Source organism: Enterobacter sp. RHBSTW-00318, from assembly GCF_014101375.1.
Lineage (GTDB): Bacteria > Pseudomonadota > Gammaproteobacteria > Enterobacterales > Enterobacteriaceae > Enterobacter > Enterobacter ludwigii.
On sequence record NZ_JABXQH010000001.1, the window covers coordinates 231,768 to 245,570 of the forward strand.

General features: G+C 54.1%; 12 protein-coding genes and 2 pseudogenes. 4 read left to right on the forward strand and 10 right to left on the reverse strand.

The features are described 5' to 3' along the window. Nucleotides 1–3 precede the first annotated feature (3 nt). Complete coding sequence (fdxH, locus tag HV157_RS01200; protein WP_014170219.1) at nt 4–888, forward strand: formate dehydrogenase subunit beta; 885 nt, start codon at nt 4–6, stop codon at nt 886–888. Beyond that, nucleotides 881–1,534, forward strand: a complete 654-nt coding sequence (fdnI, locus tag HV157_RS01205) for a formate dehydrogenase-N subunit gamma (protein WP_044859317.1) — start codon at nt 881–883, stop codon at nt 1,532–1,534. The genes fdxH and fdnI overlap by 8 nt, the downstream gene beginning before the upstream one ends. A gap of 43 nt (nt 1,535–1,577) precedes the next feature. Here fdnI and HV157_RS26155 read toward each other — a convergent pair. The 3 genes and pseudogenes from HV157_RS26155 to ppk2 form a co-directional block, all read right to left on the reverse strand. Next, nucleotides 1,578–1,688, reverse strand: a pseudogene (locus HV157_RS26155) (polyphosphate kinase 2); the annotation flags it as partial. A 36-nt stretch (nt 1,689–1,724) separates the two neighbouring features. Further along, nucleotides 1,725–2,933 carry an IS256 family transposase gene (locus tag HV157_RS01210; RefSeq protein WP_015386429.1) on the reverse strand — a complete coding sequence of 403 codons (1,209 nt, stop codon included), beginning with the start codon at nt 2,931–2,933 and terminating at the stop codon, nt 1,725–1,727. Nucleotides 2,934–2,993: 60 nt separating this feature from the next. Next, nucleotides 2,994–3,719: pseudogene (gene ppk2, locus HV157_RS01215) on the reverse strand (polyphosphate kinase 2); the annotation flags it as partial. Nucleotides 3,720–3,885: 166 nt separating this feature from the next. Between ppk2 and araJ the strand changes: the two are divergent. Next, complete coding sequence (araJ, locus tag HV157_RS01220) at nt 3,886–5,064, forward strand: MFS transporter AraJ (RefSeq protein ID WP_040017569.1); 1,179 nt, start codon at nt 3,886–3,888, stop codon at nt 5,062–5,064. A 30-nt stretch (nt 5,065–5,094) separates the two neighbouring features. On the opposite strand, the gene HV157_RS01225 is transcribed toward araJ, so the two are convergent. Continuing rightward, nucleotides 5,095–6,297, reverse strand: coding sequence for an NAD(P)/FAD-dependent oxidoreductase (locus HV157_RS01225; protein ID WP_063156452.1), 1,203 nt, complete (start codon nt 6,295–6,297; stop codon nt 5,095–5,097). A 199-nt stretch (nt 6,298–6,496) separates the two neighbouring features. Between HV157_RS01225 and HV157_RS01230 the strand changes: the two genes are divergently transcribed. Continuing rightward, nucleotides 6,497–7,003 (forward strand): Rrf2 family transcriptional regulator, encoded by a 507-nt coding sequence (locus HV157_RS01230; protein ID WP_014170178.1) that lies wholly within the window; start codon nt 6,497–6,499, stop codon nt 7,001–7,003. A 43-nt stretch (nt 7,004–7,046) separates the two neighbouring features. On the opposite strand, the gene adhP is transcribed toward HV157_RS01230, so the two are convergent. The 6 genes from adhP to HV157_RS01260 form a co-directional block, all read right to left on the reverse strand. After that, nucleotides 7,047–8,057, reverse strand: a complete 1,011-nt coding sequence (adhP, locus tag HV157_RS01235) for an alcohol dehydrogenase AdhP (RefSeq protein WP_025204137.1) — start codon at nt 8,055–8,057, stop codon at nt 7,047–7,049. A gap of 204 nt (nt 8,058–8,261) precedes the next feature. Further along, the gene (locus tag HV157_RS01240) at nt 8,262–9,971 is read right to left on the reverse strand and encodes an ABC-F family ATP-binding cassette domain-containing protein (RefSeq protein ID WP_182268605.1); all 1,710 of its coding nucleotides are present in this window, start codon (nt 9,969–9,971) and stop codon (nt 8,262–8,264) included. Nucleotides 9,972–10,294: 323 nt separating this feature from the next. Further along, nucleotides 10,295–11,992, reverse strand: coding sequence for an NAD-dependent malic enzyme (locus HV157_RS01245; protein WP_020884079.1), 1,698 nt, complete (start codon nt 11,990–11,992; stop codon nt 10,295–10,297). A 176-nt stretch (nt 11,993–12,168) separates the two neighbouring features. Then, entirely contained in the window at nt 12,169–12,306 is a 138-nt protein-coding gene (sra, locus tag HV157_RS01250; protein WP_013096533.1) for a stationary-phase-induced ribosome-associated protein, read from the reverse strand. 95 nt (nt 12,307–12,401) lie between these two features. Continuing rightward, nucleotides 12,402–12,617, reverse strand: coding sequence for a biofilm-dependent modulation protein (gene bdm / locus HV157_RS01255; protein ID WP_020884080.1), 216 nt, complete (start codon nt 12,615–12,617; stop codon nt 12,402–12,404). A 231-nt stretch (nt 12,618–12,848) separates the two neighbouring features. Beyond that, nucleotides 12,849–13,700, reverse strand: coding sequence for a Vmh family MBL fold metallo-hydrolase (locus HV157_RS01260; protein ID WP_182268669.1), 852 nt, complete (start codon nt 13,698–13,700; stop codon nt 12,849–12,851). Nucleotides 13,701–13,803: the final 103 nt, after the last annotated feature.

Here is a 13,803-nt window from a genome sequence, read left to right on the forward strand (position 1 = left end):
TACATGGCAATGGAAACACAGGACATTATTAAACGCTCCGCGACCAACTCCATCACCCCCGCGCCTCGTGCGCGGGATGATAAGGCAGAAGTCGCCAAGCTTATCGATGTCACTTCCTGCGTAGGCTGTAAAGCCTGCCAGGTGGCCTGCTCGGAGTGGAACGATATCCGCGATGAAGTGGGACACTGCGTCGGGGTTTACGATAATCCGGCGGACCTGAGTGCCAAATCCTGGACGGTGATGCGTTTTAGCGAAACCGATCAGAACGGCAAGCTGGAGTGGCTGATCCGTAAAGACGGTTGTATGCACTGCGAAGATCCGGGATGCCTGAAGGCCTGTCCGTCAGCCGGGGCCATCGTCCAGTACGCCAACGGGATTGTCGATTTCCAGCAGGATAACTGCATCGGTTGCGGCTACTGCATTGCGGGCTGTCCGTTTAATATTCCGCGCCTCAGTAAAGAGGATAACCGGGTCTACAAATGCACCCTGTGTGTCGATCGCGTGAGCGTCGGGCAGGAGCCTGCCTGCGTGAAAACCTGTCCGACCGGGGCTATCCACTTCGGGACAAAAAGAGAGATGCTGGAGGTAGCCCAGCAGCGCGTGGACAAACTGAAAGCGCGCGGTTACGCCAGTGCGGGCATTTATAACCCGCAGGGGGTGGGGGGAACGCACGTGATGTATGTTCTGCACCATAACGACCAGCCGGAGTTGTACCACAATCTGCCGAAAGATCCTGCGATCGATACCTCGATCAACCTGTGGAAAGGGGCGCTCAAACCGCTCTCTGCGGCGGGCTTTATCGCTACTTTCGCCGGGTTGATTTATCACTACATCGGTATCGGACCCAACAAAGAGGTGGATGACGATGAGGAGGAACCTCATGAGTAAGTCATGGATTGTGCGCACGAAGTTTGTCGACCGCGCCTGTCACTGGACGGTAGTGATCTGCTTCTTCCTGGTGGCGGTCTCGGGGATCTCCTTCTTCTTCCCGACGCTGCAGTGGCTGACGGAAACCTTCGGGACGCCACAGATGGGGCGTATTTTGCATCCGTTCTTCGGCGTGCTGATTTTCGTGGTGCTGATGTTTATGTTTGCGCGCTTCGTACATCACAATATTCCGGATAAGCATGACATTCCATGGCTGAAGGGGATTATTGAGGTTCTGAAGGGCAATGAGCATAAGGTTGCGAAGGTCGGGAAATACAACGCCGGGCAGAAGATGATGTTCTGGACCATCATGAGCATGATTTTTGTTCTGCTGGTCACCGGCGTCATTATCTGGCGGCCGTACTTTGCGCACTACTTCCCCATTCAGGTGATTCGCTACGCGCTGCTCATTCACGCGACGTCAGCCATCATTCTGATCCACGCCATCCTGATCCACATGTATATGGCCTTCTGGGTCAAAGGGTCGATTAAAGGCATGATTGAAGGGAAAGTGAGCCGCCGCTGGGCGCAGAAACACCACCCGCGCTGGTACCGTGACGTTGAGCGGCTGGAAGCGAAACAGGAAAGTACGAAAGGGATGCCGTAAGTCCCGCGCTCGCGGGTCAGCGAATGACCCGCGAACGCTTCAGTCAAAAACGCTCTTCAACATACCGGAACGGGTATTGGGTCGGCTTCACTTTACCAATCTTACGCTTCGGCAAACTCACCGCTTCGATGTGAATGGCTTTGTACGGGATTTGCGGACCCTGTACACGATTCTGTGTAAATGCCTTTTCTCAGAAGTGACCGTCCAGGCGGTCACCGAACTCGATAATAAAGCGGCTCATTGCCATACGCCAGTCCCTCAGCGGCATCGTCCATTTCTGTGAGGCCGCCTGGATTGCCAGCCACACCACCTTTTTCACCGCGTCGTCCGTCGGGAACACCTTACGCTTTTTGATAGCATGCCGGATCACGCTGTTCAGTGATTCTATGGCGTTGGTGGTGTAGATGACTTTGCGGATGTCTGCCGGGTAAGCGAAGAACGTCGCCAGGTTGGCCCAGTTTGCCTGCCAGCTTCGGCTTATCTGCGGATAGCGGCTGTCCCAGGCTGCGGCGAACGCTTCCAGCGCCTGCTGGCCTGCTTCTTCCGTCGGTGCCTGGTAAATCGCTTTCAGGTCGCGGGTGACGGCTTTGTAGTCCTTCCAGGAGACGAACCGCAGGCTGTTGCGCACCATATGCACGATGCACAGCTGGATGCGGGCCTCCGGATACACCGCGTTGATGGCGTCCGGGAAACCTTTCAGGCCGTCAACGCAGGCAATGAGGATATCGTTCAGGCCACGATTCTTCAATTCTGTCAGCACATTCAGCCAGAACTTCGCCCCTTCATTTTCGGCCAGCCACATCCCCAGCAACTCTTTCTGGCCTTCGATATTAATGCCCAGCGCCAGGAACACTGATTTATTGATGACACGACTATCCTGTCGGACTTTCAGGACGATACAGTCAAGATAAACAATGGGATAGACTGCATCCAGCGGACGATTTTGCCATTCGACAACCTGCTCCATGACCGCATCGGTGACCTTTGAGACCAGCGCGGGTGAGACATCCGCGTCATACAACTCTTTGAACGCGGCGGCGATCTCGCGTGTGGTCATCCCTTTGGCATACAACGATAAAATCTGGTTATCCATGCCGGTAATGCGGGTCTGGTTTTTCTTCACCAGTTGGGGTTCGAAGGAGCCATCACGATCGCGTGGGGTACGTAGTTCCAGAGGGCCATCGCCGGTGGTAACGGTCTTTGTGGAATAGCCGTTACGGGAATTAGCCCCCAGTTTGGGCTGATTTTTATCGTAGCCCAGATGGTGGGACATTTCGGCGTTGAGAGCCGCCTCAACGCTGATTTTCTTCAGCAGGCGATCGAACTGGTTGAGATCGTCAGGGGTTTTGAGATTTTTGGCCAGTTCGTTAGCCAGAGCCTGCAACTGTTTTTCGTCCATAAATTAACCTGCTTTTGATGTTGGATTGAACATATCAAAATCAGGCAATTACACAAATTTATGTACAGACTCGATTTGCGCCAGCAGGTGCGAAATAATGTTCAGGCGCACGCGTTTTTTATCTTCCGAACGGGCGACAAACCACGGCGCCCAGGCGGTGTCGGTGGCTGCAAACATCGCATCTCGCGCCACGGTATATTCATCCCACAAATTGAAAGACTTAATGTCCATTGGCGATAATTTCCAGGTCTTTCGCCCGTCGTTAATACGATCGCGCAGACGACGCTCCTGTTCTTTCGGCGTGACCTCCAGCCAGTATTTAAGCAGGATGATCCCGGCATCCACCATTGCTTTTTCCATCACCGGCGTGCCATCAAGAAACTTCTCGACCTGCTCCGGTGTGCAGAATCCCATCACTCGTTCAACGCCCGCGCGGTTGTACCAGCTGCGGTCAAAAATGACGATTTCGCCGGCGGCTGGCAGGTGGGGGACATAGCGCTGGAAATAGAGCTGGGTCTTCTCTTTTCCCGTCGGCGCGGGGAGCGCAACAACCCGGAAGACGCGTGGGCTAACGCGTTCAGTGATGGCTTTAATGGTTCCGCCTTTACCGGCACCGTCGCGCCCTTCAAAGACAATACAGACCTTTAAACCCTTTGCGACGACCCACTGCTGGAGTTTAACCAGTTCAACGTGGAGGCGACGAAGCTCTTTTTCATACTCTTTCGTTTTTAACGGCTCATGCTTTATGACATCAACTGCGACACTGGTTTTCTTCTTGCTTCCCATGATTGTCATCCTCAGGTTGTCCGGCGCGGGAAAAAGCGGGGCCGCACTATGAAGTGTAATCCACCTGAATTAATGGATTAACGTGTCAGCCAGCTGATTTGAACTGGCTCACCATACAAGATTGTTCAATAATGCCCGTCGCGCGTTGTTAACCAGTGGTTGTGGTATGAAAAAGACAATTTTTTCTTTGGCACTTGGCACGTTTGGCCTGGGAATGGCTGAATTTGGCATTATGGGCGTATTAACTGAACTGGCCCATGACACCGGAATTTCAATTCCCGCCGCCGGGAATATGATTTCGTTTTACGCCTTTGGTGTGGTGATTGGTGCCCCGATTGTGGCGCTGTTCTCAGGCAAATTTTCGTTAAAATCCACGCTGTTGTTTCTGGTGGTGCTGTGTGCCGTCGGTAATGCAATTTTTACCTTTTCTACGTCGTATGCCTGGCTGGCAATAGGGCGGCTGATTTCCGGTTTTCCGCACGGCGCCATTTTTGGCGTCGGGGCGATTATTCTCTCGAGAATTGCGCCTCCGGGGAAGGTGACGGTCGCCGTGGCGGGCATGATAGCCGGCATGACGGTTGCCAATCTGGTGGGCGTACCGCTGGGCACCTGGCTGGGTCATGAATTCAGCTGGCGCTATACCTTTTTCCTGATTGCCCTGTTTGATGCTCTGGTGATCATCTCGGTACTGGTCTGGGTGCCGCACATCCATGATCGCTCCGAAATCAAATTGACCGCGCAATTTTCCTTTCTGAAAAAACCGGAGCCGTGGCTGATTTTTGCCGCCACCATGTTTGGCAATGCTGGCGTGTTTGCGTGGTTCAGCTTCGTCAAACCGTTTATGGTCAACGTCTCTGGCTTCTCCGAAGGTGTCATGACGGTCATCATGATGCTGATGGGGCTGGGTATGGTGTTAGGTAATCTCCTGAGCGGGAAATTATCGGGTCGCTTCAGTCCGCTGCGTATTGCCGCCACCACCGACATGGTCATTGTCGCGTCACTGCTGTTGCTATTCGCCTTTGGGGAACATAAAACGGCGTCGCTGGTGATGGGCTTTATCTGCTGTGCCGGGCTGTTTGCACTCTCTGCGCCGCTGCAAATTCTTCTCCTGCAAAATGCGAAGGGCGGTGAGATGCTGGGTGCCGCAGGCGGGCAGATGGCATTTAACCTCGGCAGTGCGATAGGGGCGTATTTTGGCGGGATGATGATCACGCTTGGCTTTAGCTGGAGCTATGTCACGCTGCCAGCGGCTGTGCTCTCTTTCTCAGCCATGAGTTCACTGCTGATCTACGCGCACCTTCGGGCCAGAAAGGCAGACGCCGGTTCGCTCGCTTCCGCACGTTGAACCGCGCCGGTAAGGCGCGGTAGAAGGGCATTAGACAAATTTCGCCAACGGATCGGCAGCGGCAAACGCCACGGCTTTGTCCGCTGCTGGCGGGTAGATAAGTTCATTGGTGATGGCGATTTTGATTTTCTTTGCGTCATCACGCACCGATTTGACGGCCTGGTCCCACCCTTCAGTGTAAACGGCACCCCAGGCACCCAGGTCCAGACAGGTCACGTAGTTAACCTGGCGGTAAGGATAAGGCGTGCGATTCAACAGGCTGGCTGCCGCGTTGTGGCCGGCAAATTTACCCAACTGGATCGCGTGCTGGCAGGTCATTAGCGCCGTGTTCCCCATCTCGTCCGTTCTGGCGTAGGCCATATCTCCCGTCGCGTACACGTCCGGATGAGCCGGAACCTGCAGCGTTTCTGTCACTTTCAGACGCCCCTGGTTATCGCGTTCGCCGTTAATCTGTTGTCCAAGCGGGTTTGCTTCAACGCCTGCCGTCCAGACTACGGTTGCAGCGGGGATACGTTCGCCGTTTTTCAGCGTTACGCCGTTCGCATCGATGGCCTCAATTTCACTGTTCAGACGCCACTCAATCCCCAGTTCCTGGCTCGCGTCTTCAATGGTGTTACGCAATGCTTCACTGTATCGTCCGCCAATGACATGACCCCTTTCAACTACGATAACTCTTGTCGCTGTATCATCACCGAAGCGAGCGCGCAGTCGGGCAGGAAGCTCGGTTGCCAGTTCAATGCCGGTAAAACCGCCGCCACAGACAACCACGGTATTGCGCGCAGCGGTGGAAGGGCGCGAGACCAGGGAGTCAAGATGCTGCTCAAAGGTCTGTGCGGATTCAAGCTGATCGATATCAAAGGCGTACTCAGCCAGCCCGGCAATCGGTGGACGCTTGCTCTGACTGCCGGTGGCCAGCACTAACCGCTCGTAACTCACTGCGGCAGTTACGCCATTCGCATCACGATAGAAAACACTTTTCCCTTTTATATCAATGGATTCTGCTTTGCCGGCGATAAAATCAATACCCAATTCAGCGAACAGTCCGGTCAGCGGCGAGACCAGCGACGTCACGTTCTCTTCATAGAAGCGCGGGCGAACACGCAACTCAGGGGCGGGTGCCAGCACGGCGATCTTCAGGCTGTTATTGCCCTCCAGCGCATTCAGACGCGCGGCACTGACGGCAGCCCACATGCCGGAAAAACCACTGCCCACAATTAAAATCTGCTTTTTCATCTTCGATCCTTTTGATCATCACGCTGTATACCTGACATAACTGCAACTATACTTGTCGCAGTTAACTGCGACAACTTCTTTCTGAGTTAAATTTTAATGTTGCATAAAATCAGCATGTTAATGAAAAAGGGGAGGGTAGTTGTGATTGTGGGCAATAACGCCGTTATAATGACCCAGATAAATAACTTCGGAGTTAACCATGGCGTTTTACAGTTCCGGTGTGGAATACGGCATTCACAGCCTGATGTGCATGGTGGATGCAAAAGGCAATGAGCGTGAGATGAGCGTCCGGGAAATGGCCGCCTTGCAGGGGGTGCCGTATGATTACCTGGGAAAAATCTTCACCCGTTTGTCACGTGCCGGGCTGGTGAGCAGCACGGAAGGTAAGGGCGGCGGGTTTAAACTGGCGCGCCCGGCGGAGTTGATCACCGTACTGGATGTGGCGCACGCCATTGACGGTGAGAAGAACATGTTTGAGTGTCGAGAGGTGCGTCAGCGGCTGGCGGTGTTTAATGAAACGCCTCCTGCCTGGGTGTGCAATGGCCCGTGTGGCGTACGTTCGGTCATGGACAGCGCACAGCAACGGATGGAAGAGGAGTTAGCGCGACATACCATTCTCGATCTGGCGCGCAAGATGTACCGCAAAGCGCCGGATACCTTTCAGATTGAGGTTCAGGAGTGGATTTCTGACCGGCGATCGTCGTAGTGAAATGCCGGGTAAGGCAAAACCGCCCCCCGGCAACCGGCGATTAAGAGCGTAAATCAATCACCATACGACCGCGGATTTGACCCTGCTCCATCTCTTTAAAGATGGCATTGATATCTTCCAGCGGACGCATTGTCACTTTTGGCACCACTTTGCCCTCTGCCGCAAACTGGAATGCCTCCATCAGGTCCTGACGGGTTCCCACCAGCGAACCGACGACCTGAATGCCGTCCAGAACCAGGCGTGGAATATCCAGGCTCATCGCTTCCGGCGGCAGGCCCACGGCGACCACGCGGCCACCGGCACGCACGGCATCCACCGCTGAGTTGAAGGCTGCTTTTGCCACGGCAGTTACCACCGCAGCATGTGCGCCTCCGGTTTTCTCCTGAACAATTTTCGCTGCATCTTCGCTGCGAGAGTTAATGGTTAAATCTGCCCCCATGCTGGCGGCCAGTTTCAGCTGTTCATCGTTCACATCAATGGCGATGACCTTGGCGTTGAACACGTTTTTAGCGTACTGCAGCGCAAGGTTACCCAGACCACCAAGACCGTAAATCGCAATCCACTGGCCCGGCTTAATGTGGGACACTTTTACCGCTTTGTAGGTGGTGACCCCCGCGCAAGTGATGCTGCTCGCCGCTGCGGACTCCAGACCGTCCGGCACTTTTACCGCATAATCGGCTGTCACGATGCACTCTTCAGCCATCCCACCGTCAACGGAATAACCCGCGTTTTTCACATCCCGGCACAGGGTTTCGTTGCCGGTATTACAGTATTCGCAGTGTCCACAGCCTTCAAAAAACCATGCCACGCTCGCACGGTCGCCAATTTTCAGCGAGTTGACGCCTGGGCCAATCTCTTTAACGATCCCTATTCCTTCGTGACCCAGGATCACCCCGGTCTTATCGCCGAAATCACCGTTCTTCACGTGCAGATCGGTATGACATACGCCGCAGCATTCCATCTTCAGCAGGGCTTCTCCATGCTTAAGCGGGCGTAATGATTTTTCGGTGACATTGACCTGATGATCCTGAGTGACAACAGCAGCCTTCATATGTTTCTCCTTGTTCATGATGAGATTCTGCATAGCAGGTGTACTACTTCTTAAGGATTAATACTTAGGCGCGTTAATGCAAGGTGGCAGCAACATAATGTCATCTTTTGATTCGATTTCGGATTAAGAATACAGCGATCCTCTAATAATCAGGGGGGCGTTCAGGGGGAGAGCGGCCCGGCGAGACGCTCGCCGGGCGCGGACTTACAGTTTTGCTTCTATCGCCTCAATCTCCTGGCGCCATTGCGCCTGCAACTGCGGCTTCTGGTGCTTCGGTTTGCGGGCCAGGTCTTCCTCCAGCAATGTCTCCAGCGCGATCAGCCATTCAAGCAGGTCGTCAAACTGCGAAGGGCGATCGTGCTGTTGTTTCGGTGAACACGGCGATGTTATCAGGCCTGCACTTTCACGCAGCCGTTCAAAGACCGCTTCGGCGTCATGCCATTCACTCAGCCTGCCGTCCTCAATCAGCCAGAAACGGTTGCAGCTTTGGCTGATTAATTGACGGTCATGGCTGACCAGCAGCACGCCACCTTCAAATTGCTGCAGGGTTTCCGTCAGCGCCTCTTTACCTTCCATGTCCAGATGATTGGTCGGTTCATCCAGCATCAGCAGGCTATAGCGCGCTAACGTCAGGCCAACAAACAGCAGGCGAGAGCGTTCTCCACCGCTGAGCGTACTGACTTTCTGACCGTGACGTGGCCACGCAAAGCCGGCACCGATCAGGGCCATCTTGCGATTCTGCGGATCGGGTGCAAACGGCTCCAGTGCGTCAAACAGCGATGCATCGTCCGGGAGCTGGTTCAGCGTCTGGTCATAATAGCCAGGCGATACGCGTGGATGGAGTTTCAGCCCATCGTCAGCCTGCTCGCCGCGAAAATGCCGCCAGATCAGCTTCATCAGGGATGATTTACCGCAGCCGTTACGTCCAACGATGGCCACGCGATCGCCGCTTTTGAGACGCGCGATGTCAATGCTAAACAGCGCAGGCAGCCCGGGCGCCGGCGGCACCGCGAGGTTTTCCAGCTCCAGCAGACGATCGGCCCGTAGCGCGTCGCCGCGCAGGGTTAATGTCCACTGACTTCCCGCCGTGACCTCCGTCTGGCTCTCTTTCAGCCGTTCAACCTGCTTTTCCATCTGTTTCGCTTTGCGGGCCAGGTCTTCGTTGTCGTAGACTTTGCCCCAGGTCGCCAGTCTTTTTGCGCTGGCCGCGACGCGGTCGATCTCCTTTTGTTCTGCCTTGTGGCGCTGCGCATCACTTTCGTCTTTCGCATCCAGCGCTTTGCGTGCGGCGGTGCAGGGAAGGGCAAAGTAATGCAGCATCTTATCGCGCAGGATCCAGCTGCCGTTGGTCACGGCATCCAGCAGCTGCCTGTCATGTGAAACCAGCACAAAGCTGCCTGACCAGGCCTGTAAAAATTGCTCCAGCCAGAGCATGGTGGGTAAATCGAGGTGGTTACTCGGTTCATCCAGCAGCAGCAGGTCCGGCGCATTAATCAAAGCCCGCGCCAGCAGCAGACGCGTATGTTGCCCGCCGCTCAACGTTGCCGAGGTTAATGTCCAGTCCTGCGGCGTAAAGCCCATACTCGCCAGCAGCGTTTCCGCTTTCCAGCGAAGGCTCTCGCGTTCAGCCGCAGGCAGTTGTGCCAGCACGGCATCCAGCATGCTCAGGGGATAAATCCCGTCCGGCAGATGTTGTTCTACGCGCGCCATGATGCAGTGCCCGGCCAGCGCGACCGTTCCGGCGGCAGGCGTGTCCGTACCGTCCAGCACCTTCAGCAGCGTGCTTTTACCGCAGCCGTTGTCGCCCAGCAGACCGATGCGATCGCCTTTTTTCAGCGTAAAGGAGAGAGAGTCGAAGAGCGTACCAAACGCCGTATCAACACGTAGAGATTGTGCAGTGAGTAAAGTGCTCATTGTTGCTTACCCAAGAGTTACAGGCATGTTTATGCCTCGTCAAACATCGCTGACGATAACTCAGTAAGCCCGAGAGAAGGGATTTCAGGGGTTGGTGTCTTCGCTCAAGCAGAAGTTATCGCAGCACGATACCGATAACGCTTGAGCTGGTGCGATCACCAAATGTATGTGAAACATTGAAAATTTCACAGTACAGCATAATTGGCCTCCTTATATATTCAGTAGGTTAATGGATGAAGACAGTGTAACGGGGATTTTACGGCCCGGCAAGCGCGGGCAGAATGGCAGGCCGGGAGGCATGATTGCCTGACCCGGCCTGTTCTTTAGATAGACGTTCTGCGATAGCTGCGGTATTCCGGCATCCAGAAGTTGTCGTCAATGGCCTGCTGCAGCGCATCGGCGGAGGTTTTCACCGCCACGCCTTGCTGCTGTGCCATTTTTCCTACTGCGAAAGCGATCGCGCGGGACACCTTATGAATGTCTTTCAGCTCTGGCAACACCAGGCCTTCACCGTTATTCACCAGCGGTGAGTGTTTCGCCAGGGTTTCGCTGGCTGACATCAGCATTTCATCGGTAATGCGTGACGCACCGGACGCGATAACCCCCAGACCAATCCCCGGGAAGATGTAGGAGTTGTTGCACTGCGCGATCGGATAGGTTTTATCCTTCCACACCACCGGGTCGAACGGACTGCCGGTTGCCACCAGTGCGTTACCTTCGGTCCAGGCGATGATGTCCTGCGGCGTTGCTTCTACACGGGAAGTCGGGTTAGAGAGCGGCATCACGATAGGGCGTTCACAGTGTTTGTGCATTTCGCGAATAATCTCTTCGGTGAAGAGACCGGTTTGCCCGGAAACGCCGATAAGAATGTCCGGCTTCACGTTGCGCACCACGTCCAGCAGGGAGAGCACCTCGTTGTCGGTATCCCAGTTTTTCAGGTTCTCACGTTTCTGAACCAGTCGGGTCTGGAACGGCAGGAGGTTAGGCATACCGTCGGTCAGCAGGCCGAAACGGTCAACCATATAGACACGGGAACGGGCCAGTTCTTCACTCAAGCCCTCGCGCTGCGTCTGAGCAATAATCTGCTCGGCAATACCGCAGCCCGCAGAGCCTGCGCCCAGGAAGACGATTTTCTGGTAGCTCAACTGGCTGCCTGCCGCACGGCTGGCGGCGATCAGCGTCCCAACGGTCACGGCGGCGGTGCCCTGAATGTCGTCGTTGAATGAGCAGATGTCATCGCGGTAGCGATTCAGCAGCGGCATGGCGTTCTTCTGCGCAAAGTCTTCAAACTGCAGCAGCACGTTCGGCCAGCGTGCCTTAACGGCCTGGATAAAATCATCAACAAACTGATAATACTCATCGTCGGTAATGCGCGGATGACGCCAGCCCATGTACAGCGGATCGTTGAGCAGCTGCTGGTTGTTGGTACCCACATCCAGCACTACCGGCAGGGTGTACGCCGGGCTGATACCCCCACAGGCGGTGTACAGGGAGAGCTTACCGATAGGGATCCCCATTCCGCCAATGCCCTGATCCCCGAGGCCGAGAATACGTTCCCCGTCGGTCACAACAATGACCTTGATATTGTGGTTCGGCACGTTCTGCAGAATATCGTCCATATTGTGGCGGTTCTGATAAGAGATGAATACGCCGCGGGAACGACGGTAGATCTCAGAGAAACGTTCACACGCCGCACCCACCGTTGGGGTGTAGATCACCGGCATCATCTCTTCGAGGTGGTTCTGAACCAGGCGATAGAAGAGGGTTTCATTGGTGTCCTGAATGTTACGCAGGTAGATGTGCTTGTCGATTTCAGTCTTGAAACCCTGATACTGGATCCACGCACGTTCAGCCTGTTCTTCAATGGTTTCCACCACTTCGGGCAGCAGACCAAGCAGGTTGAAGCTGCTGCGCTCTTCCATGCTGAAGGCGCTGCCTTTGTTGAGCAGGGGGAATTCCAGTAAAACCGGACCGGCATAAGGGATATATAAGGAACGATGTTTTTTCAGTTTGTTGTCCATGTCACTCACTCTTTTTTTGAAGATCCGTCCCTGACACTGCTGTTTGTCATCTTTCTGGCCTGTGCGGTGGGGTGCGGTCAGGCGGTATTATAAAGGAGCTAAATGTTAATTACCGCAACACATAAACAAAAACACCATCGGTTTTGCCGATGGTGTTCAGGATCTCTTACTGGAACTTACTTGCCAGCGTGGCGTTTTCTGCCGGTGGCATGGGTGACTTGCGTTTCACTGTCGCCCTCAATCACCACTTTACGTTGGTTAGAAAGCTTGTAGTTCAGTCCCAGAATATGGCGTGCCTGACGGTTCGATTTCATCTTTACTCCTCAATCCTGTTGATAGTTTTAAGGACAAGTTTGCTTACGCAAACGAAATGTAACCCCTTAGGTTGCAGATCCAGCTTAGCAGGTTTTTACAAAGAGGCATTCTGTCCACTGACCACGTAGTTAATGGTCTGTTGGTAGATGTCACTGAGGATGTCATTGTCTGTAGATTCCACCCATTTGGTCAGTTCCATCAAAATGTCATCTTCAGTCACAGCACCGTGTTCGGCGTGAAGACCTTGTGCGATTGCGTTAACGAGTTCAGGTTGTGCTGCTGCAGTATTTGCCGGGTAATAAGTAAACATGCTGCCTCCGTGTCGTTGTCTGTGTAATGGTACGGCTCGCAAAAAATGTAATTCACAAACAGAATGGCAAATATTTCCCTTACTGTGTCTAAGATTCATCTTAGAAATAAAAATGACATAAGTGCATGCTTTTAGACACTTTTAGAAATGGAGGAATAATAACAGGGGACGAGGGGGGAAATTTTGATGCTGCTCCTGCTATCCGAGAAAATAGCAGGAGCAGAGATTAATTTACCATTTCATTTCGCCGGTATTCACTTTCGCACTTAATTCCAGCGAGCTCTCTTCGGCCAGGCCCGGATACGCTTTTTTCATGGCGCTAATGACGCCAGCAGAATCTTTGTGATTAGCCAGCGTCTGCTCGAACCGCTGCAGATATTCACGGGTAAAATCGATAGCGCCGGTACCTGACGGTGGCGTCCCCAGATAGTGACCCGGGATCACGCGCTCAGGTTTGTGCGCCGCCATGTTTTCCAGCGTGTCCTGCCACTGCTGGCGACGCGCCCGGGTCTGGGTATCGGCCGTCCACAGATGGATGCCCCATGAAACGCCCGTGCCGCCAAGAATCGTCTTCGCTGACGGGATCCAGACATAGGCCGCGTAGCTGTCTGGCTGTTCAATATCGATTTTCTCACCATCAACCATAAACGTGGTGGAGGTCAGCACCTGGGGAACGATCAGCGTTGTTGGCGCGCCGTCTTTCATCTGTGGGCCCCAGAAGGCCAGCTTGGCATCTTTGGTGGCCTTGATATGGTCAACCACCTGCTGAGTCGCCACGACTTTCGCATTCGGGAATGCTTTAACCAGCGGTTGCAGACCAAAGTAGAAGTCCGGATCGCCGGAGGTGATCACAATCTTGTTCAGGGTTTTACCGCTGCGGCGAATTTTCTCCACCAGTGCTTCACCGTCTTTCACGCTGAACTGCGCGTCAAACAGGACGGCCTCTTTCGTGCCGGACACCAGCGTCGACGAGACCGCAAAAATGCCTTTCTCCTGCGGGTTCCAGGTATCAATGGTCAACGGTGCGGCAAAGACCGCCGGCATGAAGAGGGTGCATAGCAGTGCAAGGCGAGTGAGCTTCATCATCATGTCTCTTTTTATCAGGAAAGACCCTATTGTACCGAACTCTACATTTGCCAGAATTCCTGAAACAAGACATGCTTAGTTTCATAAATCGAGCAAATGG